This is a genomic window from Roseibacillus persicicus, assembly GCF_014651675.1.
Lineage (GTDB): Bacteria > Verrucomicrobiota > Verrucomicrobiia > Verrucomicrobiales > Akkermansiaceae > Roseibacillus > Roseibacillus persicicus.
In genome coordinates this window covers 58,861-79,502 of record NZ_BMXI01000009.1, presented here as the reverse complement: position 1 = coordinate 79,502, position 20,642 = coordinate 58,861, and the positions used below count along the sequence as shown (strand labels likewise).

Genomic DNA, 20,642 nt, shown 5'->3' with positions numbered 1-20,642 from the left:
CAAAATGATGGATAGAGACAGAAAAATGAAATCTCCCGTTCAAGATTCAGCAACTATCTTTCGACTGATATTTGCATCGCGCTGACTTCTACCGACAAGATGAGTACATGTGGGATTTCGCTATTTGCGAGCAGGCCCTTTCACCCTTCAATGAAGTGTGGCCGCACAACAGCAATCCGAGCTCGATCTCTTCGCAAGTCCCAGACGGGATGTGGGGATTCACTTTCTAGGTTGGGACCGCCCACTTCTGCCTCTGGCGGTGGAGTTTCTGGCACAAGGCTGGCAGGAAGGACCACTGGACCTGACCCATCTCGCCGTGGTGGTGCCAACCCGGAATGCTTCGAGACGACTGCGGGAAAGCTTGGCTCTCTTCGCAGCCACCCGCAACGCGGGAGTGCTCCCGCCAGTCATCCTGAATCCCGACGATTTGCTCAGCCTCATCTCCGGAGCTTCTCCGCAAGATGAGTCGCCCGTGCCCCCTCCGGCCACCGCAAGCAAAGCCGAATCACTCTTGGCTTGGATCAAGGTCTTGCTGGATACTGACCTGGAGACCGTCCGGAATCTTTTTCCCGTTGAGCCAGTCGAGAAGAACTTTTCGTGGGGCCTGCGGACAGCCCGGGAACTGATGCAAGTGCAATCTCTGCTAGGTGAAGGAGCACATAACACTTCCTATGCAGCCAAAGTTCTCGCCAGTCACGATCTGGAGCCCGAAAGATGGGAAGAATTCTCGCAGTTGGAGCGCGCCTTTTTCCGCCAGTTGGAAAAAGAAGGGCGGCTTCCGCGGGCCATGCTACGACGACAGGCGGTGGAAAGCCCCGTGCTCCCTCCTGAGTGCACGCAGCTGTTCCTAATCGGGCTCCCCGATCCCCCGCCCGCTCTCATTCCTCTCGTTGAAAAGATCGCCGAACGGCTTCCGGTCCAGGTGATCGTCCATGCCCCGGAGCCATCGGCCCCGCAGTTCGATGAGTGGGGCAGACCTCTCGCGATCTGGAACGATCGCCACCAGGAGATCCCCGACCACGCCATCCATCAGGGAGCCAACCCTACCGAGCAGGCGGAAAAGGTCTGCGAACGACTGGCTAGGTATGAGCAGCCCCACCTCGTGGCCGCAGTCGGAGTGCCCGACGCCGAAGTCGTGGCCCCCTTGCAAAAGAGTCTCGCCGCTCGGGGCCTCTCGAGCTTCGACCCCGCGGGTGAAGCGATGTCGCGCCAGGGTCTCAGCCACCTGCTGCGCACTCTGCGAGACTTGGTCAGCAGTCGCTCGCTCGGAACCCTCCGAGAACTTCTCCGCATCCCGGGGGTTGCTGAGGCTGCGGGCTCCTTCCAAGTGCCGGATGGCAGCTCTGCCTATCCTCCCACCGCCATTCTGCAAGCCTTTGACAAGTTCCACGAGGCCCACCTCTGCAGCACAATGGACGAGGCCTGGGGTATCCTGGAGCATGTGAAGGATGACAAGGGCCCCCTCACCCGCACCCTTCAGTGGACACAAGAAGCTCTCCGCAATCTGGAGTATGAACCACTGGAAAAGGCCTTGCCGCAAGTTCTCGAGGACATCTATCAACACACCAATCTTGCCAAGGACGAGGAATTCTCCGCAGCGGCCCAGCTCCTGCACCGTGTGCTTGATGAGGTTGCGGCGCTGTCCTTCGCAGGGCAAGGCCCCACCGAACGCTTTCAACTCTTTCTAACCATTCTGGAAGAACAAGTCCTTGCATCCAAACGCCATGCCGATGCCATTGAACTCCCCGGATGGCTGGAGCTCGCATGGGAAGACGCCCCCCACTTGGTCGTCACGGGGTGCAACGACGGCCTGGTGCCCGAGACCATTCAGGGTCACCCCTGGCTGCCCGACCAAGCCCGCCGACTCCTGGGCCTACGCCACAATGCCACCCGACAAGCGCGCGACGCCTACTTGCTGGCATCACTTCTGGCCTCGCGCGAGAACGACGGTCAGGTCGACCTCATCTTTGGCCGCACCAATAGCAAGGGCGATCCCTTGCGCCCGTCGCGACTGCTGCTCGCCACTCCTCCAGAGGTCCTGCACGAACGGGTCAATCTGCTCTTTCGCGACTCTATCTCCGCAACCGACCCACTCCCTTGGAAGATGGGCTGGCAACTCACTCCTCCAGCGCCGGATCCGGAGCAATTTCAGCGGATTTCAGTAACGGCTTTTTCCTCCTATCTCAACTGTCCCTTCCGCTTCTATCTGCAACATGGACTCAAGATGAACGCCTTGGATCTGGAGCGAATGGAACTCAACGCGCGGGACTTCGGGAACGTGATGCACGACGTGCTGGAAGAGTTCGCCAAGGGAGGAGCCGCGAATTCTGAGTCTGCCAGGGAAATTGCGGAATGCTTCGAAGACCTGTTGAGCGACCATCTGACCAAAAAATACGGCACCCGACTTTCCGCGCCCCTCTTGATTCAAGCCAGCTCCATGCGACAACGCCTGGGATGGTGGGCGCATCAGGAGGCTCAACAGCGCCAGGCCGGCTGGAGCATTCTGGAAACCGAAACCTATCTGGCCCCCAAGGAAGACCCCTTCCGAATCGGCGGGATGATCATCAAAGGAAAGATCGACCGCATCGAGTCCCACCCGGATGAGGGATTGCGCATTCTCGACTTCAAGACAAAGAAGAAGCCCACTCCAGTCGACGAAGCCCACCTCCGCAATGCTCGCCGCGATGAGGATCTATCAGCTTTGCCCGACTGGATGAAAGCCACTTACAAGGGCAAGGAGAAGTGCTGGACCAATCTGCAGATTCCTCTCTATCTCCTCGCATTGCGAGACCGCTATCCCAATCAGCCCCGCACCGCTGGCTACGTCCAGTTGGGGGCCGCGATGGGCGACGTCCACCTGAATCTGTGGGAGGAGCTCGATGCCGAACTCTTGGAATCAGCTGGGAACTGTGCTCTGGGAATCATTGAGAATATTCAGAACGAGGTCTTCTGGCCCCCGGCGGAGAAATCAAAGTTCGACGACTTTGCCGACCTCCTCTTCGGCGACCCCAAATCCGCTATCAATGCAGTAAACCTAAAAAAGGAGGCTAACGATGAAGAATGAAATGATTCTCGCTTCAGCGGGCTCGGGTAAGACCTGGCAGCTGACCAATCGCTACATCGCCATCATGGCGCGTGACCTTCTCGCGGGTATCGAGCCCAAACCGGAACGAATCTTGGCTGTCACTTTCACCCGAAAGGCAGCCGGAGAATTCTTTGACGAAATCCTCAAGAAGCTCGCCAAAGGAGCTTCCTCCGAAGAGGCTGCCGCCTCACTAGCCGGCGTCCCCGACGAGATCCAGAACCCCCTCTATGAGGTTCTCAGTCAGTTGAGGAAAGCGCATTACCGGCAATTGCTCCTCATCTTTATCCAACGGATGCCGCGACTTTTCCTCGGAACCTTGGATTCTCTTTTCGCCAACATTGTGAGGACTTTCCCCGCGGAATTCGGTCTCTCAGGCGACTTCGACATCCTGGATGAACATCAGGCCTCGCTGGCCCGCAACGAGGTCTTTCGCCGGGTCTTCGAGCTCTCGAGCGAAGCTGGAGAAGAATCCGATTTCCTCGAAGCCTTTCGGCTCGCCACCTTCGGGCGCGAGGAGGCCTCGGTGCAATATCTGTTGGACCAGTTCATCACCAAGCATCACGACATCTTTCTATCGGCCGCAAGTCCGGCCCTCTGGGGCAACCCGGACCGGATTTGGCCGACTGGCACAGCTTGGTTAAGTGCTCGCGGAAGTCACGACGATGACTTCACCGAACTCTTCGAAGTCTTCGCGACGGAAAAGGTGACGGAGAAACAAATGATGTTCTGGGAGGAATTTCGCACGCAACTCCTCTCCCACAGCCCGGGCAACTCCCTGCCAAAGCGAGTGGACTTTTTCCTGACTAAATTTCTCGGAGCATGGGATGAAATCAATGCTGGCGAAGCCGAGTTTGCGGTCAATCGTTCCAAACAAAAGCTTGGAGCCAAATCCTGCAAAATCATCCGGGAGCTCACAATTCGCATCGTTGGGGACGAGCTTAAGAATCACCTGACCAGGACCCGTGGACTCTGGGCCCTGCTCCATCAATTTGAGGAAACTTACGCCAAGCAGGTGAGGCGGCGCGGCCATCTCACTTTCCACGATCTGGAAGTGATTCTGGCAGGCTCTCCCGACTCCCCTGCCCCCATCCTAACCCAACAGCCCGACGAGGATAGCCGCCTGCGTATCGACTACCGCTTGGATGCGACCTTCCATCACTGGTTGTTAGACGAGTTTCAGGATACATCCTACCTCCAATGGTCAGTCATCGAAAATCTGGTCGACGAGGCCATGCAGGATCAGTCCGCGGATCGCTCCCTCTTCCAAGTGGGCGACATCAAGCAAGCAATCTACGGCTGGCGCGGCGGCGACACGCGGCTCTTCGATGATATATACGCCCGCTACCAGGGAGACGAAATCACGTCCCTAAAGAAGCGGGAATTAAGTGTATCGTTTCGTTCGGGATTGGACGTCATCGAACCACTCAACGACATATTCGGAGACAAAGCCGCTCTTGCAAATCTCGAACTACCACCAGCTGCGCTGGACCGCTGGCATTGGGCGCATCACAAGGTTGCCGAAGCCAATCTGGAAAAGCCCGGCCTCACCGCTTTTTACCAACCAAAAGGAAACGATCCCACCGAAGCCTGCTATGAGCTGACCCTTGCTATTCTGGAAGAAATCCAGCCCATTGCCAACGGACTGTCCTGCGTGATTCTGGTGCAAGACAACAAGGCCGGTCGAGAAGTCGTCGATTACATCCGCGCTCATTCTCCCTCGCGCATCCCGGTCGTATCGGAGAGCGACATTGCCATCGCGATGGACAACCCCGTGACCCTGGCTTTCCTTAGCCTCTTCCAATTGGCGGCGCATCCCGGAGATGACTTTGCAAAAGGACATCTCGAGATTTCTCCCCTTGCGAAAGTGATGGCTTCTCAGAAGCTATCAACCGGTGGTCTCTCTAAAAGGATTCTGACCCAGGTTCATCGAGAGGGCTTTGAGAGCACCTTGCGCCACTGGGTCGAAGCGACCGAGGAACTGAATCTCTTGGACGATGCTTTCTCCAAGCAACGGTTGCAAGAGCTCGCCCTTGCCGCCCGCCTCTTCGACCAGTCGGGAGAACTTTCCATTGATCGCTTTCTCCAATTCGCAAGGTCCTACACATTGCGCGAGCCGAATTCGAGCAGCGCGGTTCAGGTCATGACCATCCACAAATCCAAGGGCCTGACCTTCGACATGGCGATTCTGCCGCAATTGGGGGGAGACTCATTGAGCAATCCCAGGCGCGCGATCGGCGTGAAGCGCTCCCCTGTCAATCGGTCGGTCCAATGGGTTTTCGACACTCCTCGAAAGGCGATTACCGAAGCCGACGAAACCTTGCGCAACTATCTCACTGAACTGGAAGCCGAAGCCGGTTATGAGGAGCTTTGCAAGTTCTATGTCGCGCTGACTCGGGCGCGCTACGCCAACTACCTCATCGCGCCCGTGCAAGGTCCCAAGTCGCGGAAAAAGAACTTCATCAAGCTCCTGGAGGACACATTGGAACAAGAGGATGCACCTAAAAAATCGCTCGGCGACGTCAGCTTCAATGTCGCCTATGAGAGCAGCTGCCCCCACACCCGCGAGGACTGGTGGAAGCATCTTCAGAAAAAAGAGGAGCCTGACGAGATCCCAATAATCGAACCTGAACGCCCGACTCCCACCCCACGCCCGCGCCCCGCCCGGCGCACCCCATCTCGCAAGGCGGACTGGAGCAATGCTCGCCAACTCTTTTCCCGTCAAGAGAGCTCGGCCCTCGAGCTCGGAACAGCTGTTCACAGCCTTTTCAAGCAAATCCAATGGTGGCAACCCGGCTTCGAACTGCCTGCGGGAACAGACTACCCGCGGGAAGCCCTGCAACAGGTCGAGGGAACACTTTCCGATCCGGCTTGTCAATTGGCACTCAAACAGCCCTCTAGTCCGGCCAAGGTCTGGCGGGAGCAGGACTTCGAGGTGCTCTTGGACGACCACTGGACCTCGGGCACCTTCGACCGTGTGACCCTCCACTCTGACTCCACGGGTAAAGTCGTGGCTGCCGAAGTGCTGGATTTCAAAACCGACCAAGTAGAGACCGAACAGGACGCACAGGACCGCGCAAGCAAGTATCGCGATCAGATGGATACCTATCGGGCGGCGGCTGCACTCCTCTTCGGCCTACCGACAGCCCAGGTCAAAACCCGGCTTCTCTTTACCCGCGTCCCGTGCTTGGTCGAACTTTGAGACCTCTTTTTCAAAATAGAAAAACCGCACCTTGCGTTCACAGGGGTGCGGCTTTTCGGGGGGGGTTGTAGTAACAAATTTTTCTATTGATCAGAGAGCGCTTGAAAGGATCCCCGCAAGGCCAAATCACGGTCGATATTGATACTGGTATGGGCAATGCGCTCGATACCAAACGGAGTCCGGGTAATTACTTCCAACGTCCACTCGCCGGAGTCCAAAAGAACCGAGTCCAATTTGGTAAAACGCAGAACGCTATCGCGAGGCTTCACATCACTGACAAGCGCAAAGGATTCCGTCAGACGCGTTCCGTTGGTGCCAACACTTTCCGGGCCCGGATAGACCTGAACCCAAGTTTCGCTCTCGGGGTAAAGGTTGACGAGATCAACAGTGACCTCCGGAGCGATGGTATAGGATGACTTGGTCACCCCGGAGATAGTAGCCTTGCTCATTGGCCAAACTTGCACTTCAGCTTTGGAGAGCTCCAGCTCGGCAGTTTGTCCATCGGGAAGAGCAAAGAGCCGGAAGGTCTCGACTCCTGAATCATTATAGGGGTCCGTGCCGGGAATATTACTCGCGGAAAAATTGATCGCGCCGGTCCCATTGCGGGTCAGAAAGCTTTGCCCAAAGTCTTCCTCCGGACCGAGATTCGAGGTCTTCGGATCTCCGGTTGCTGCGGCAACATTGTGGTCTAACAGAACCTTCTTGGCCGCTTTGGGAGCATCTCCCCCCTTCCGCAAGCCTTCTATCTCAAAGTTCAAGGTAAAGCCCTGATCGATACGGGTGCGGGGAATCCCCCCGGCATAAGGATCGGCAGTAGTGATCCAGAGCGTTCCTTTCGGCAAATACGCTCCAACGGTCTCGGTATCCACGAGATGCTCTTCCAAGCCCAAGGGACCATTCCGGTAGGCCCACAGGTTGAATTCGGAACCGCCTTCGGGGATGGGGGCGAAGGACACTCGACTCCCTTCGCGGGCGACGGAGCCTTGAAAAACTCCGGAGGACTCAAGGTGCTTCTGGACCAAGGTCACCGTCCACTCATCGTCCGCTGAAGCACTGGTAGTGATAACCGCTCCAGCCAGAAGACCTTTTAACAAAAATGGGAAACGCATCGTTTTCGTATTGAGGGATTAAGATTAGTTGGCAGCCAGAGAGCCAAAGGAAGGCAGACAAACAGGGTTTCCATTCAAACTAGTCACGTAGGCAATTCCCCCCGTTTGCAGGGCCTTTACCTTTGCAGCCAGGGTCTCCAGTGCCTCTTCATCACCTGCCAACATTGCTTCGGTAACCGGAAGCAGGCGCAAGACCGAAGGATTGCTGTGCTGGAACTCCATCCAAGATTGCAGCTTGGTGCCGGTGGGAGCCTCGCTGGCTACAGTCAGCCCGCGGCCGGGAGTCACCGTGCTCCCCTTGGGAACGATGGCGAAACCATGGGCTCCGACAAGAAACTCGCTTCCCGCCAGAAAACTCTTCTTTTCGCTTCGGATAGAGACCTTCTCATCAGCTTGTTCGACGCTGGCTGCCTGGTATCCCTTCTCTGCCGCCGCGACCCGCCGAGCATTGACGGCTTCCGCAGTGGCGGATTGACGAATCTCGAGCACGGTTCCCTCGGGATCGTTGCCACAGCAGTTGGGATCGACAGGAACTACGGTTTGCGCACCGAGGGTGACGGGGACTAGGAGGGATAGGAAGTGATAGTCGGAAATCTTCATAGCAAAGGAAGTGGGTAGCAATTGAAATTGGGGGGGCTGCTGAAATTTGATTACTCTGGGATGCCAGGAACAGTTGGCTTGGGAGGGATGGGCGCAGGCTCCGAGGGAGTCGAAGGGGTGGAAGGAGGAGACGGTGGTGGAGGTCCATTCCAGCGCCGGGTGCAGGTGCTGTTCTCCGCCTCGGTGAAGGTCACGAGAATTACGAAATCCTGATAGTCGGCCTCCTTGTCCCCATAGTCACGATTCAACTCGGCAAGGATAATGAGATCCTTGGGACCGATATCGACTTTCTTACCGGACTCGTCCAAATACGGGGCGAGAAAGGTCGAGATGTCCACCTGACTGTCGGGAGTGGCACGCTTGGGCAACTTGTCCCCGTCCTTCAGAATGATTGCCGGGTTGTCGTTTTGATACCAAGACGGACCAGTGCCAGTCCAACGGTAGTTGTGCCACTTGCGGTGCTGCCAAGGCATATTGCGGAAGCCGTTCTTGGAGCCGCGGAAGCCGAACTGAAGCTCTTCACCCTTGCGAAGGATATCGCAGGTCTTCTTGGTTAGCGCATTGGCGTCATCACCATAACCCCAGAAAAAGGTATACCAAGGCGAGTCCCCATAGGTGTATTGCCCATAGGCTAGAACGTAGTTGCCGGACCAAGCGTATTCCGCTCCAAGCATGCGCACCTCGAAGGCAACGTCTTCCTTGGCGATGATCGTCGGTTCGTCATCGGGAATCTCGATCAACTCCTCGACCTTCGTTGCCGGAATATTGACCTTCCAATTGAGATCGACGTTGGTTTCGGCTCGGACCATCAAGGCGGAAGCATCGAGAAAACCGGTGGGGACGACTGGAACTTGTTCCCCGCAAACACCGCCAGCGAGAGCGAGGGAAGCTAATATGAGTGATTGGGTGACTTTCATAATCAAGAGTTACTGGACGCCTCTTTTTATAAATTTTCCGGAAATAATTTCAATTTAAGCTTCCTAACTTTTAACGAAAATTATCAAGAATACTGCAAAATCAATACCTACAGCATGTTGCGCACCCTCTAACAGCACAGGAAAACCAGTTAACAAAACTAAAATATTTTGCAAAAACCGCTAAAATCTCATTTATTTTTATAAAACAAGGACTGGAATATTGTAATCCACTCGAAATCCGAACCTCCGCAGTCGGAACGATCTCCCGTGTATTCGCAAATTTCTTTTCCTCAATACCCTGAATCGGCACAATGACTCCATGCGTTGGGAAAGATTACGAAGAAGCAACAATGTTGAGGACCGAAGAGGGCAGGCGGTGACGCGCCGTCCCGCCGCTGCCGGCGGTGGATGCGGATTGGTTCTACTTCTCGTGTTGGCCTTGCTCTTCAAGGTCAATCCCCTGGAACTGCTCAGTCAGGGAGGTTTGGAAACGGCGCCCACACAGCAAACCCAGGGAACTCCGACATCGGCGGAAAGTGACGAAATGGCCGAATACGTCAGGGCTGTGGTCGGCTCGACCGAAGACGAGTGGCGCCAAATCTTCCAGAAATACGGCCTGCAATACCGGGACCCGAAGCTGATCAACTATTCCGGACAGACCCGGATGAAAACAGGCGGAGTGGCCCAAGCGGCAACTGGCCCTTTCTACTTGCCCGCGGAAGAGACGATCTACCTTGATACCCAATTCTTCTACCAACTGAAGCAAATGGCCCGCGACCGCACTCGCGACTACGACTTTGCTCCCGCCTACGTGATCGCGCATGAAGTCGCCCACCATGTGCAAAAGCTGCTTGGGTATACCGACAAGGTCCACGGCCAGCGCGGCCGAGTCTCCCAGCGCCAATACAATGATCTCTCGGTCCGGCTCGAGCTTCAGGCCGACTTTCTGGCAGGAGTCTGGGCTCACCATGCCAACAAGCGGATGATGGCAACAGATGGGGTCCCCCTTCTCGAGGAAGGCGATGTGGAAGAAGCCATGCGGGCGGCCCAAGCTATCGGGGACGATGCTCTCCAACGCCAGGCAAACGGAAGGGTTCGGCCAGACTCCTTCACCCACGGCACCTCCGAGCAGCGCCTGCGCTGGTTCATGAAGGGCTTGAAATCTGGCGATCCCAATCAGGGGAACACCTTCGATCCCAATGTGCAGCTTTAGTCCGAATCGCGGCACCATGGCGGTCATTTCGCTTGTCAATTGACCTTGGGGAAATCACATCATCGCCATGGAATTCTCCAACGTTACCGCCTTGGTCAAAGGCAATGTCTACTTCGACGGCAAAGTCATCTCCCACGCCATTCTAACCGCCGAAGGCGCAAAAAAGACGCTCGGCGTCATCTTGCCCGGGGAATACCACTTTGGCACCGAAGCCGCAGAGATTATGGAAATCGTAGAGGGAAGTTGCTCCTACGTCCTCGACGGCAGCGAAGAATCAGTAGCCGTCGCCGCCGGGTCTTCCTTTCAAGTCCCGGCGAACTCGGGCTTCACCATCACGGTTGACGGCGAGCCCTGCCACTACGTTTGCTCGTTTCTTTAGAACGCGGACTAGCCCAGCTTGGTCCAAGCCGCGTTGTTCTTTGAAGAGGCAACCGCGGCTTCAATAAAGGCCATTCCTTCGAGGCCTTCCTCAATTCCGGGGAAGTCATAGCCCGATTCGCGCGGGTAATTCCCCTCGATTTCGTCACGAATCGCCTCAGCGGCACTGAGATAAACGTTCGCAAAGGCCTCGATAAAGGCTTCGGGATGGCCGAATGGCAGACGAGTATTTTGCCCGCACACTTCCCCGTTATATGAATTTCCGCGACGGTGAATTTCGCGGGGAGCATCAGCATATTTCACGGTCAGTTCGTTGGGATGCTCCTGATGCCACTCCAAGGAAGCCTCGGTTCCGTAGATCCGGATATTGAGATTATTCTCATCGCCCGTTGAGATTTGTGAGGCGAAGAGGATGCCTTTCGCTCCGCCTTTGAAACGAATCAGCATATTGCCGTCGCTATCAAGCTCCTGCCCGGGGATGAAGGCCGTGAGCTCCGCTGCCAGTTCCTCGATCTCGAGGCCGGTGATATACTTCGCCAAGTTCTCGGCATGAGTTCCGATATCACCGATGCAGTTTGAAATTCCCGACACCGAAGGGTCCATCCGCCAATTGGAGATAGATCCATCTTCGGACGCTTCCTTGAGCGAACTAATGGCGTAACCCTGGGGATACTCCGCCACGATCTTGAGAATGCGCCCCAACTTGCCCGCCTGCACCATAGCCCGGGCCTCTTTCACCATCGGATAACCCGTATAGTTGTGGGTCAGGGCGAATACTTTCCCCGTCTTTTCCACCACCTCGGCGATGCGCTTTCCTTCTTCCAAAGAATAGGACAGGGGCTTTTCGCAGATGACGTTGATTCCAGCCTCCAAGAATGCGATGGCGACTTCGGCGTGGAGGTCGTTGCGCACTACGATGGAAACGAAGTCGATCCCATCCTCGCGAGCAGCTTCTTTCTCGGCCATCTCGGCATAGCTCGAGTAAACACGCTCAGGATCGAGAAAAAAGTCCTCGCCAGACAGGCGACCTTTCTCAGGATCAGAAGAAAACGCTCCTGCCACCAATTCGATTTGCCCATCAAGCGCTGACGCCATGCGGTGCACTCCTCCAATGAAGGCCCCGCGACCTCCGCCAACCATACCCATCCTCAATTTCCGTTTCACGGCCATTCTCTTATTCTACTTTCTCTGAAAAAATTAAAAAGAAACAGGCGCTCCTGTTTCTGCTGATTGGTAAAGGCCATCGATGATTTTCATCAGGACCAGGGCTTCGTGCGGCGAGTTCAGAGGTTCCGCGGTGCCTTCGACCGCTTGGACGAAATTCGCAGCGGAAGCAATACGCCCCATGTCCTCGCAGGGCAGGGTCTTGATTGTCCGGTCCACTGACTGGCCTTGCTCCTGCACGTAGAGTTCGCAGGTGTCGACCGCAGTCTCGTCGAATCCATCCACATTGAAGAGGCGCTCCACTTTACCACCAGCCTTGGTGCCCTGGAAGACGACCGAAACTGTTTCGCGCTCGATCATTTCCGCCCAGGAATTCCGCAAGCTCAACACCTGACCGGTCTTGAAGGTCACGAAGCCATGAGCTGCAGCCTCCACATCCGTGACGCCATCCGCCCGATCCGGGATTCCCCACGGACCCTTGAAATCCTTGTTCGTGATGAAATCGTCAAAAGTCTGCGCCAGCATGTGGGCAGGCTCGGGATAGCCCATGAAGTAGAGAGCCAAATCAATCATGTGCAGCAGATCGATGACCGGCCCACCTCCCGAGAGCTCTTTGGTCGTAAACCAACCGCCGAAGCCGGGAATCCCCGTGCGACGCACCCACTGGGCTTGCGCCGAGTTGATCGTGCCCACGCTCCCGTCCCGCACGTAACCCATCATCGCCTGGGACTCGGGACGAGCCCGGTTGTTGAAGTTGAACATCAGGCGCTTGCCCGACTTCTCGGCAGCCGCGATCATCAGCTCCACCTCACTGGCATTCAATGCCGGAGGCTTTTCACAAAACACGTGCTTGCCGGCATCGAGACATTGAATCGCAAGAGGAGCGTGGAATTTGTTCGGCACAATGACGCTCACCGCATCGATGTCCCCCTTCTCGAGCATTTCCTCCACAGAGGCGAAAGCCTTTCCCCCACCCCACTGGGCCGCAGCAGCTTCTGCCGCAGCCAAATTCATATCCGCTACTGCCGCAACCTCGGCTCCAGCTTGCAGAAAGCCAGCTCCATGATACTGCAGCATTCCGCCCGCTCCGATTACTCCGATTTTCAAACTCATAATCTTAATCAATTACTGGTTATCATTATCGAAAGCAGAGTCGAACATCCCCCCCTCATTGCGGGGGAAATCCACCGAACGCACGTATTGGCAACTCTCGGTCGCACCGTGGAAGCGTTCCATCCGGCCATCTTCCCACTCGACGGAAAGAGGTCCCGAGTAGCCGATGTCGTTGAGCGCGACGATGATTTCCTCGAAGTCAGTATCGCCCCGACCCACACTACGGAAATCCCAGTAACGCCCGGGATTGGTGAAATCCGTGTGACCACCGAAAACGCCTACAGTTCCGTCTCCATGTCCCCACCACGCGTCCTTCATGTGAACGTGGAAGATTCGGTCTGGGAATTCCCGGATGAAGCGCACGTAATCCACCCCCTGATAGCCAAGGTGGCTGGGGTCGTAATTGAAGCCGAAACGCTTGTGATTGTTTAAAGAAGAAAGAGCCCGGGCTGCGGAAGCGATGTCGAAGGCAATCTCCGTGGGGTGCACTTCCAACGCGAAGTAAACGTCTTCCGCCTCGAATACGTCGAGAATTGGCGTCCACCGCTTGCCGAAATCCTGATAACCCTTCTCCAGAAAAGCCTGATCAGTTGGCGGGAAGGCATAGAGCGCGTGCCAGATGCTCGAGCCCGTAAAGCCGTTCACAACCACATTCCCCGTCCCCCGGGCCTTGTCCGCCATGTAGCTTTTCCCAGCATCCATGAATTTGCGGGCGGCCTTGGCGGTGTCCATCATTTCCTGAGCGGCACGCTGGCGCACTCCTTCGGGATCGCCATCACCCCAGATTTCCGGTGAGAGAATCGCCTTGTGGCGCTCGTCGATGAGGTCGCAGACCGCTTGTCCCACCAAGTGAGAGGAAATGGAGTAGCAGACCAAGTTGTTGGCAGCCAGCTGGTCCCAGATGCTTTCCACGTAACCCTCCTCCTTGAGAGCGCGCTGAACTTCAAAGTGATCGCCCCAGCAGGCCAGCTCGACTCCATCGTAGCCCATATCATGGACCTTGGGCAGGAGTTCAGCGAGAGGAAGATCGGCCCATTGGCCGGTGAATAGAGTTACAGGTCTTGGCATTGATTTGTGTTGGTTGCGGTCTGATGCTAGAAAAGTTCTACGCGAGGTTGAAGCTATTCTTAAGAGCTTGTGCAAAAACTTTCTCCAAATCCCGATAGGTCTCGGCATTTTCGGAGCGTGGAAGGACGTCACGACCCAGGGCTGGCGCGGAAAAGGCGGCTTCGAGCTTATCGATATCAGCCCCCATGGCCACGGCGGCTCTCATCGCCGCCCCCAGCGCGGCGGAACCTGCCACCGACAATCGGCGCACCTTTTTCCCAAAAACGTCGGCTGCAATCTGTGCAATCCCATCATTCTCGGAGGCTCCCCCGGTCAGGAGCACCTCCTCGGTCTCCACGCCCAACCAATCGGAATGACGCTTCATATTCAGAAACTGCCCTTCCAGAACCCCACGGACCCACTCATCGGGAGTCGGCTCGCCAGCCCATCCCACGGGGACGAAATCTTGCGATGAGACACGCGGGGTGATCTCGTCCCCCACAAAGGGAAGAATCACCTTCTGCCCGTTGCCAGGCTCGGTGCGGGCGAGCCCTTCGGCATCGAAGTCCGCCCAAGAGAGTTCAAAACGGTCTTTCACCGCCTCGCGAGCCAGCGAACCATTCCGGAAACAAATGAGGCTCATATTTCCCCCCAGCGGATTGCCAAAGACATGGCCGTATCCACGCGGATCGGTGAGAGGCTCCGCCATTGCGGCGAAAAGAGTATCGCTGGTTCCTAGACTAATCACAACTTTCCCGGGCTGGGACGCTCCCATGCCAACCAGGCTGCAAGGATTGTCGCCAGACCAAAGAACGACCTGACATTCCGGGTTTAGCCCAAATTTTTCGGAAAAATAGGTGGAAATCGTCCCCGCGACCGACGACGCCGGGGCGACGGGTGGCAGCTTGGACTTCAGGTCCGGAGCAGTCGCACCCAAAAGAACCTCGTCCCAATCGGCTGTGGCGAGATTCATCAAATTCATTCCCGCACCATCCCCCGTGTCAATTGCCACTGACTTACCCGCCAACACACTGGCCAGAAACGAACTCACCAAGTGAATCACCCCTGTGACCTCATAGGCCGCGGGCTCAATCTGCGAAAATTTGCGAATCTGTGGGCCTGTGAACCGCTCGATGGCAATCGATCCGCTTCGGCGGCAGACCTCCTCCGCCCCGCCGGCGGCCTGCGTAATCTCCGCGCACTGCTGCCCGGTGGAGGTATCCATCCAGATTGGAGAGCTGGACCGTGAAAAAATAGATGCCAACTGGTCGGCGAGGGAGGCATCAGGACGAAGCTCAGCCAGTGCCTGGCCAAAGCCTTCCTTCAAATAGACACTCCCATGCTGCTGGCCGGAGCCGGAAACAGCTTCAATTTGGTCCAAGGGAGCTCCAGCGTCCTTCAGGCGCTGAAAAACCAAGTCCAAAGCATCGAGCCACATTTGAGGGTTGGAATGCACTTCCCCCTCCACTCCACCGGCGAGAAAACCGGACTCCATGCCAAATTGGGGCAGGTCTTTTCCGAAATTGACGCTCTCTTCGGCCACGATTTGGCCCCTTTCCGGATCAATTATCAAAGCGGACAAACTTTGCGTGGAAGAATCCAAACCTAAAATCAGAGACATGCTATATACTTTGCAATTACAGTTAGTTGGGCCACCCCCTTAAATCACCTTAATTTCTGACTTTTTAAGAGGTTTTGTTATTTTCTAGTAAAAATAAACCGAGTTGTGGCGTTTAATTGGCACGAGCGATGCTATCGATACGATGCCGTGTTGCTTGAATGGCACGGGGGTCAAAAGTGGTTTCATGGGTTTTTCCACCTCGACCTCCGTGCCTCTTTTTTTGCCTGGAGGTTTCCCTCTAGAGGTAGTCGTTGAGAAGATTCTCGAGACGCTCCTGACGGCCGCTCTCCAACTTGGGAGGCTCGATACCCTGCGCATACGCGTCGAGGGAATCCAAAGTCGCGGTTCCTGACTCGATCTCAGCCCCGACTCCGCTATCAAAACTGCTATAACGCGCCTTGATGAAGTCGTTGAACTTGCCGTCGGCCTCCATCTTGGCCGCCACCTTCAGCCCGCGGGCAAAGGCATCCATTCCGCCGATGTGCGCGTAGAAGAGGTCTTCCGGCTCATGGGACTCGCGGCGACGCTTGGCGTCAAAGTTCAACCCACCTTTGGTGAAGCCACCCATCTTGAGCACTTCAACCATAATCTTGGTTGCCAGATAGTAGTCAGTCGGGAACTGGTCGGTATCCCAGCCCAGTAGCTCGTCACCCCGGTTGGCATCAATGGAGCCCAGCGCTCCCGCATTCGCCGCAACCTGCAACTCGTGCTCCATGGTGTGACCAGCGAGGGTCGCGTGGTTGGTCTCGATATTGAGCTGGAAGTGGTCGAGCAAATCATACTCCCGCAGGAAGTTCAAACATGCGGCCGCGTCGGAATCATACTGGTGGGTAGACGGTTCACGGGGCTTGGGCTCGATAAAGAACTGCCCTTCGAAGCCAATCTTCTTGGCGTGATCCACTGCCATGTGGAGGAAGCGTGCCAAATGATCCACCTCCCGCTTCATGTCGGTATTGATCAAAGAGCCATAGCCCTCGCGACCTCCCCAGAAGACGTATCCGGTGCCACCCAGACGGTGGGTAGCCTCCAGCGCGTGCTTCACCTGACTCGCTCCATAGGCAAAGACATCAGCCTGTGGCGAAGTGGAAGCGCCCTGCGCGTAGCGAGGATGTCCAAAGAGGCAGGCAGTCCCCCAGAGGAGTGACTTTCCAGTCGCCTTCTGCTGCTTTTCAAGCTCGTCGACCACTTTGCCGAAATACTCGTGCGTTTGCGCCAGACTCGAACCCTCGGGCGAGATATCGCGGTCGTGGAAGCAGTAGAGATCGATGTCAATCTTGTCCAAAAACTCGAAAAAGACCGGAACTCGGGCGAGAGCATTTTCAATCGAATCGGAGCCATCATCCCAAGGCATCAAGGCCGTGCCAGCACCGAAAGGATCGGACAACTCATTGCGCATCACGTGCCAGTAAGCGGCCGCGAACTTGAGGTGCTCACGCATCGACTTGCCCGCCACAACTTCATCGGGATTGTAATGACGAAAGGCAAACGGGTTATCGGAACCGGGACCTTCGTAGACTATTTTAGGGACATTGGGAAAGAATTCAGCCATGAATGTATTTGTTGTTTCTCGTCAGGTCGCCAAAGGACCGTCGGGCGGAAAGGCTAGCGGGTAAAAACATTACTGACTATGAAAAATTCCGGCTCATAATTAACAAAATTGAGCATTCTGTAAAGAAGTCGGCTTTGAATTGATTTAATACACAAAACTGTCTCAGTTATACCAATGGCAGGCACTTCCTCATGAATAACCGCACCGTAAAGAAAGCAACCCAGGACTGGTCAGTCTTCTCGGATTTCGTCAAAGAGATGAGACCCGGCCAGATCGCGCTGGGACTCTTCGAAGCCCTGCCAGACGTGATTTTTTGGATCAAGGATCGGTCACATCGCTTTCTTTTCGTCAACCAGGCATACGGAGAGCTCTGGGGGCATCCGCCGGAATACTTTGTGGGAAAAACTGACGCCGACCTCAATGCCGATGAACTGGCCCGCGTCTATATGCAAGACGATGAGGAGGTTTCATCGACTGGTGTGCCCATGCACAACAAGATGGAGTTGGTCACCCGCAAGGCCGGCGGTGTGGAGTGGCGCATGACCTCCAAAATCCCTCTTTACGGCAAAAGCGGCGAGCTCATCGGAACCGCTGGAGTCTCCCGGCGCCTCGACCAACGGGAAGGACACCCCCTGCCGGCCCCCTACCGCGCCATGTCCAAATTGGTGGAATACGTTCACGAGCACGTCTCCGAGCCCCTCGCGGTCGATCAGCTGGCCAAATTGGCTGGAATGTCGGTCTCTACTCTCGAACGCCGCTTCCGGTCCCACCTCGGCACCTCGCCCAAGCGCTTCATCCTCCACTCCAAGGTCGCCGCGGCCTGCGACCGCTTGCTGGCAACCCCGATGACTATCAGCGAAATCTCGGAATCGCTGGGTTACAACGAGCACGCATCCTTCACCCGTGCCTTTACCTCGGTGATGCACATGTCCCCGACCGCCTACCGAAAATACTACAAGGCAACCAGCGGCTAGAGCCCTAGCAACCGAGAGAAGCCTTTTCATATTTGGCCAAAGCCTCCTTCAAAGCAGAAGTCACCTCTCCTGCAGCAAGAATCTGTTCACCGAACCGCTGGACCGCCCCAATTCCAAGCAGACTACTGGTCAAAAACAGCTCATCAGCCTCTCCCACCCGCTCGATTGCAAGCGGGACCTCAACGACCTCCCGCCCCTGCGCCCTCGCCAAACCAATCACGAGCTCCCGGGTCACTCCCGGCAAGCAACCACTGCTTAGCGGCGGGGTGAGAACGCGCCCCTTTTCCACCGCGAAGATGTTGCTCCAAGCACCCTCGCACCACTCACCTTGAGAGTTGGCAAAGAGCACCTCATCCGCGCCCGCCCGACGGCCCTCGGCGAGAGCGAGGGAATTCTCCGCATAGGAGATCGCCTTAATCCCCGCGAGAGCGCTGTGCTCATTGCGCCGGTAAGGAGAAACCATCAGCCGAAGCCCCCCGTCCCTCTTCCCGCCATTGGCTGCGGTAAACAAGAGGTGATCCGCACTGCGCGTCACCCTCACCCGAACCCTTTCCTCCGAGCTCGTGAAAGAATTTCGCCGTAATAACTCTTCACAAATCGTTTCCGCCTCACCTTCCCCCATCAGGCCCAACCCAAAGCGTCCGCACCCCTCGCCCAGTCGCGCCCAGTGCTTTTTCAGCTCAAAGACCTTTCCCCCGCGCGACAGCATCGTCTCGAAGACCCCTTCCCCGCGCAGGAAAGCGCCATCGTCGGTTGCCAGACACGCCGCGCCTTCCTCCTTCCATTCACCATTCAGCCAGACCATCATCTTGTCGGTGGCCAGCTATAGCGCGTTTCGCTGCGGCCATCTCGCCAAAAAATGAACTTCCTCGCCCACCTCGCGCTCGCCGGTCCCGATGACGCCTCCCGCATCGGCAACATTCTGGGCGACTTCGAGAAAGGCACCCCGGACTCCATTCGCGCCAGACTGCCCGCCCCCATTGTCGACGGCATCATGATGCATCGACGCATCGACCGCTTCACCGACGACCACCCCGCTTTTCTCCAAACCAAACTTCTCCTCGCGCCCGAACGGCGGCGTTTTGCCGGCATCATCGTGGACATCTTCTTCGATCACTTTCTCAATGAACATTGGGAGCGCTTTCACCCGGGAACGGTCACGGACTTTATTGAAGAAGTTTACCAACTCTTCGGGCGCCGCCCGGAATGGCTGGGCAGACAGTTCGGCCCGCTCGTCCCCCTGCTTCGGGCGGAGAACTGGCTGGCTTCCTACGGCAGCCTCGAAGGTCTGAACCTAACCTTGGGGCGGGTCGCGAGCCGTTCCCATCGCTTCGACCCCATCCGAAACGGCGTGCTGGACCTCGCCGAACAGCGTGAAGAGTTCGAGAAACACTTCCTCTCGTTTTATCCTGAAGTAAGGCTCTATGCCGCCAGATTGCTAGGAAAGAAAACGCTGCAAACACCCGCTTTTCCTTGAAAACGAGCCGTATCCCGCCATCTTTAAAGGCAGTTCGCATACGAACGACTACACCCCTATGAAAGCAATCCGAAACCTCCTTGCCGTTCTCACCCTCTCTGCCGGCTGCTTGCTCGCAGACCACCCCACCAATACGGACAAAGCGGAAACCCTTGAAGCCAAGATTGAACAATGGCTCGCTGCCGCCGACCACCTCGAAGCGGCCGGCTCTGACCGCGAAGCCGAAGCGATCCGCTCGCGCATGAAGCAGTTGCAAGCCAAGGAAGGCAAAGCAAAGAAAGCTGCTGCGGCGAGCAAGCCCGTCGAAGCCAAACCGCAGAAAGAAGCTGCAGAAAAAAGCGCCCCTGCTGCGAAAGCGGTCTCCAAGGCCGTTGCGATTAAAGAAGCCAGCAAGCCCGCCTCGGAAGAATCCAAAGAAAAGAAGCCGGTAGCGGTTTCCAAGCCTGTTGAAGTTAAGATCGCGAAAGCCGACGAGAAAAAGGCCAAGGCCGCTCCTGCTGAAAAGAAGGAGAATAAGTCAAACGAAGCAGCTGCCAGCGCCCAGGCACCCAAAGATTGTTGCCCCACTTCCCGCGCCGCCGCCCTCAAGGCCGCCGCTCCCGCCAAGAAAGCCGATCACGGCCATGACCACTCCAAGGAAGGTCACAACCACGCTGCCGCAGCCAAGGCAAAAGATGGCGAAAAAGCCGAATGCTGCGGTAAAGACGGCGAGTGCTGCAAGAACGGCACTTGCAAGGAGGAAGCGACCGAGAAGTGTGAGAAAGCCTGCGACGAAGCCAAGAGCGCTTGCAAAAAGGGCGAATGCAAGCCTGGTGAGTGCTGCGGCAAAGACGGCGAGTGCTGCAAGGACGGTGCCTGCAAAAAAGACGCTGCCGGAAAGTGTGCAAAAGCCTGCGACGAGGCCAAGAGCGCTTGCGAAAAAGGCGAGTGCAAGCCTGGTGAGTGCTGCGGCAAAGACGGCGAGTGCTGCAAGGACGGTGCCTGCAAGAAAGAAGCTGCCGGAAAGTGCGGCAAGGATTGCGGCAAGGGCTGTAGCGATTGCGAAAAGTCTTGCGACTCCGAATGCGGCAACTGCGCCGAGGTGCTCGAGAAGCTCGAATCCATCGAGGCGACTCTCAAAGCTATCCTCGAAAAGCTGAAATAAACGCTCCTCCAGCTGAACTCATTTTCGAAGGGAGCCCATGCGGCTCCCTTTT

Annotated in this window: 16 protein-coding genes; 7 read left to right on the top strand and 9 right to left on the bottom strand. The window is 56.4% G+C overall.

Annotated features, from left to right (window positions below; translation table 11 throughout):
- The first annotated feature begins 157 nt into the window (after nt 1-157).
- Together IE099_RS11365 and IE099_RS11360 are read left to right on the top strand one after the other, a co-directional pair.
- Nucleotides 158-3,064 (top strand): PD-(D/E)XK nuclease family protein, encoded by a 2,907-nt coding sequence (locus IE099_RS11365; RefSeq protein WP_189570056.1) that lies wholly within the window; start codon nt 158-160, stop codon nt 3,062-3,064.
- A 1-nt stretch (nt 3,065) separates the two neighbouring features.
- A complete protein-coding gene (locus IE099_RS11360; RefSeq protein ID WP_189570055.1) occupies nt 3,066-6,284 on the top strand; it encodes a UvrD-helicase domain-containing protein in 3,219 nt (1,072 codons plus the stop codon).
- Between the two features lie 83 nt (nt 6,285-6,367).
- Here the strand turns inward: IE099_RS11360 and IE099_RS11355 are convergent, their stop codons facing one another.
- From IE099_RS11355 to IE099_RS11345, 3 genes are read right to left on the bottom strand one after another with little or no spacing between them, the layout of a single operon-like run.
- Nucleotides 6,368-7,393, bottom strand: a complete 1,026-nt coding sequence (locus IE099_RS11355; RefSeq protein WP_189570054.1) for a hypothetical protein — start codon at nt 7,391-7,393, stop codon at nt 6,368-6,370.
- 24 nt (nt 7,394-7,417) lie between these two features.
- A complete protein-coding gene (locus IE099_RS11350) occupies nt 7,418-7,993 on the bottom strand; it encodes a hypothetical protein (protein ID WP_189570053.1) in 576 nt (191 codons plus the stop codon).
- Nucleotides 7,994-8,043: 50 nt separating this feature from the next.
- The gene (locus IE099_RS11345) at nt 8,044-8,910 is read right to left on the bottom strand and encodes a hypothetical protein (RefSeq protein WP_189570052.1); all 867 of its coding nucleotides are present in this window, start codon (nt 8,908-8,910) and stop codon (nt 8,044-8,046) included.
- A gap of 319 nt (nt 8,911-9,229) precedes the next feature.
- Here IE099_RS11345 and ypfJ point away from each other — a divergent pair, with 319 nt between their 5' ends.
- Both ypfJ and ppnP read left to right on the top strand, forming a co-directional pair.
- Nucleotides 9,230-10,123 carry a KPN_02809 family neutral zinc metallopeptidase gene (gene ypfJ, locus IE099_RS11340; RefSeq protein ID WP_189570051.1) on the top strand — a complete coding sequence of 298 codons (894 nt, stop codon included), beginning with the start codon at nt 9,230-9,232 and terminating at the stop codon, nt 10,121-10,123.
- Between the two features lie 67 nt (nt 10,124-10,190).
- Entirely contained in the window at nt 10,191-10,502 is a 312-nt protein-coding gene (gene ppnP, locus IE099_RS11335; RefSeq protein WP_189570050.1) for a pyrimidine/purine nucleoside phosphorylase, read from the top strand.
- 8 nt (nt 10,503-10,510) lie between these two features.
- On the opposite strand, the gene IE099_RS11330 is transcribed toward ppnP, so the two are convergent.
- From IE099_RS11330 to xylA, 5 genes are all read right to left on the bottom strand, one after another.
- Nucleotides 10,511-11,671, bottom strand: a complete 1,161-nt coding sequence (locus tag IE099_RS11330) for a Gfo/Idh/MocA family protein (RefSeq protein WP_189570049.1) — start codon at nt 11,669-11,671, stop codon at nt 10,511-10,513.
- 27 nt (nt 11,672-11,698) lie between these two features.
- Nucleotides 11,699-12,778, bottom strand: a complete 1,080-nt coding sequence (locus tag IE099_RS11325; RefSeq protein WP_189570048.1) for a Gfo/Idh/MocA family protein — start codon at nt 12,776-12,778, stop codon at nt 11,699-11,701.
- 12 nt (nt 12,779-12,790) lie between these two features.
- Nucleotides 12,791-13,846 (bottom strand): sugar phosphate isomerase/epimerase family protein, encoded by a 1,056-nt coding sequence (locus IE099_RS11320; RefSeq protein WP_189570047.1) that lies wholly within the window; start codon nt 13,844-13,846, stop codon nt 12,791-12,793.
- A 37-nt stretch (nt 13,847-13,883) separates the two neighbouring features.
- Nucleotides 13,884-15,368: a xylulokinase gene (locus IE099_RS11315; RefSeq protein WP_229809491.1), complete on the bottom strand. Its 1,485-nt coding sequence runs from the start codon at nt 15,366-15,368 to the stop codon at nt 13,884-13,886.
- Nucleotides 15,369-15,684: 316 nt separating this feature from the next.
- Complete coding sequence (gene xylA / locus IE099_RS11310; protein WP_189570045.1) at nt 15,685-16,995, bottom strand: xylose isomerase; 1,311 nt, start codon at nt 16,993-16,995, stop codon at nt 15,685-15,687.
- 191 nt (nt 16,996-17,186) lie between these two features.
- Here xylA and IE099_RS11305 point away from each other — a divergent pair, with 191 nt between their 5' ends.
- The gene (locus IE099_RS11305; protein ID WP_189570044.1) at nt 17,187-17,969 is read left to right on the top strand and encodes an AraC family transcriptional regulator; all 783 of its coding nucleotides are present in this window, start codon (nt 17,187-17,189) and stop codon (nt 17,967-17,969) included.
- Nucleotides 17,970-17,973: 4 nt separating this feature from the next.
- On the opposite strand, the gene IE099_RS11300 is transcribed toward IE099_RS11305, so the two are convergent.
- On the bottom strand, nt 17,974-18,777 hold the full coding sequence (locus IE099_RS11300) for an aminotransferase class IV (protein ID WP_189570043.1): 804 nt from the start codon (nt 18,775-18,777) through the stop codon (nt 17,974-17,976).
- Nucleotides 18,778-18,828: 51 nt separating this feature from the next.
- On the opposite strand from IE099_RS11300, the gene IE099_RS11295 reads away from it, so the two are divergent.
- Both IE099_RS11295 and IE099_RS11290 read left to right on the top strand, forming a co-directional pair.
- Nucleotides 18,829-19,446 (top strand): acyl carrier protein phosphodiesterase, encoded by a 618-nt coding sequence (locus IE099_RS11295; protein ID WP_189570042.1) that lies wholly within the window; start codon nt 18,829-18,831, stop codon nt 19,444-19,446.
- Nucleotides 19,447-19,504: 58 nt separating this feature from the next.
- A complete protein-coding gene (locus tag IE099_RS11290) occupies nt 19,505-20,590 on the top strand; it encodes a hypothetical protein (RefSeq protein WP_189570041.1) in 1,086 nt (361 codons plus the stop codon).
- The last annotated feature ends 52 nt before the right edge of the window (nt 20,591-20,642 follow it).

What these genes read in the sequence shown, in the direction of transcription:
- IE099_RS11360 (WP_189570055.1), top strand. Translation starts at nt 3,066, where the DNA reads ATGATTCTCGCTTCAGCGGGCTCGGGTAAGACCTGGCAGCTGACCAAT.
- IE099_RS11355 (WP_189570054.1), bottom strand. Translation starts at nt 7,393, where the DNA reads ATGCGTTTCCCATTTTTGTTAAAAGGTCTTCTGGCTGGAGCGGTTATC.
- IE099_RS11350 (WP_189570053.1), bottom strand. Translation starts at nt 7,993, where the DNA reads ATGAAGATTTCCGACTATCACTTCCTATCCCTCCTAGTCCCCGTCACC.
- IE099_RS11345 (WP_189570052.1), bottom strand. Translation starts at nt 8,910, where the DNA reads ATGAAAGTCACCCAATCACTCATATTAGCTTCCCTCGCTCTCGCTGGC.
- ypfJ (WP_189570051.1), top strand. Translation starts at nt 9,230, where the DNA reads ATGCGTTGGGAAAGATTACGAAGAAGCAACAATGTTGAGGACCGAAGA.
- ppnP (WP_189570050.1), top strand. Translation starts at nt 10,191, where the DNA reads ATGGAATTCTCCAACGTTACCGCCTTGGTCAAAGGCAATGTCTACTTC.
- IE099_RS11330 (WP_189570049.1), bottom strand. Translation starts at nt 11,671, where the DNA reads ATGGCCGTGAAACGGAAATTGAGGATGGGTATGGTTGGCGGAGGTCGC.
- IE099_RS11325 (WP_189570048.1), bottom strand. Translation starts at nt 12,778, where the DNA reads ATGAGTTTGAAAATCGGAGTAATCGGAGCGGGCGGAATGCTGCAGTAT.
- IE099_RS11320 (WP_189570047.1), bottom strand. Translation starts at nt 13,846, where the DNA reads ATGCCAAGACCTGTAACTCTATTCACCGGCCAATGGGCCGATCTTCCT.
- xylA (WP_189570045.1), bottom strand. Translation starts at nt 16,995, where the DNA reads ATGGCTGAATTCTTTCCCAATGTCCCTAAAATAGTCTACGAAGGTCCC.
- IE099_RS11305 (WP_189570044.1), top strand. Translation starts at nt 17,187, where the DNA reads ATGAATAACCGCACCGTAAAGAAAGCAACCCAGGACTGGTCAGTCTTC.
- IE099_RS11300 (WP_189570043.1), bottom strand. Translation starts at nt 18,777, where the DNA reads ATGATGGTCTGGCTGAATGGTGAATGGAAGGAGGAAGGCGCGGCGTGT.
- IE099_RS11295 (WP_189570042.1), top strand. Translation starts at nt 18,829, where the DNA reads ATGAACTTCCTCGCCCACCTCGCGCTCGCCGGTCCCGATGACGCCTCC.
- IE099_RS11290 (WP_189570041.1), top strand. Translation starts at nt 19,505, where the DNA reads ATGAAAGCAATCCGAAACCTCCTTGCCGTTCTCACCCTCTCTGCCGGC.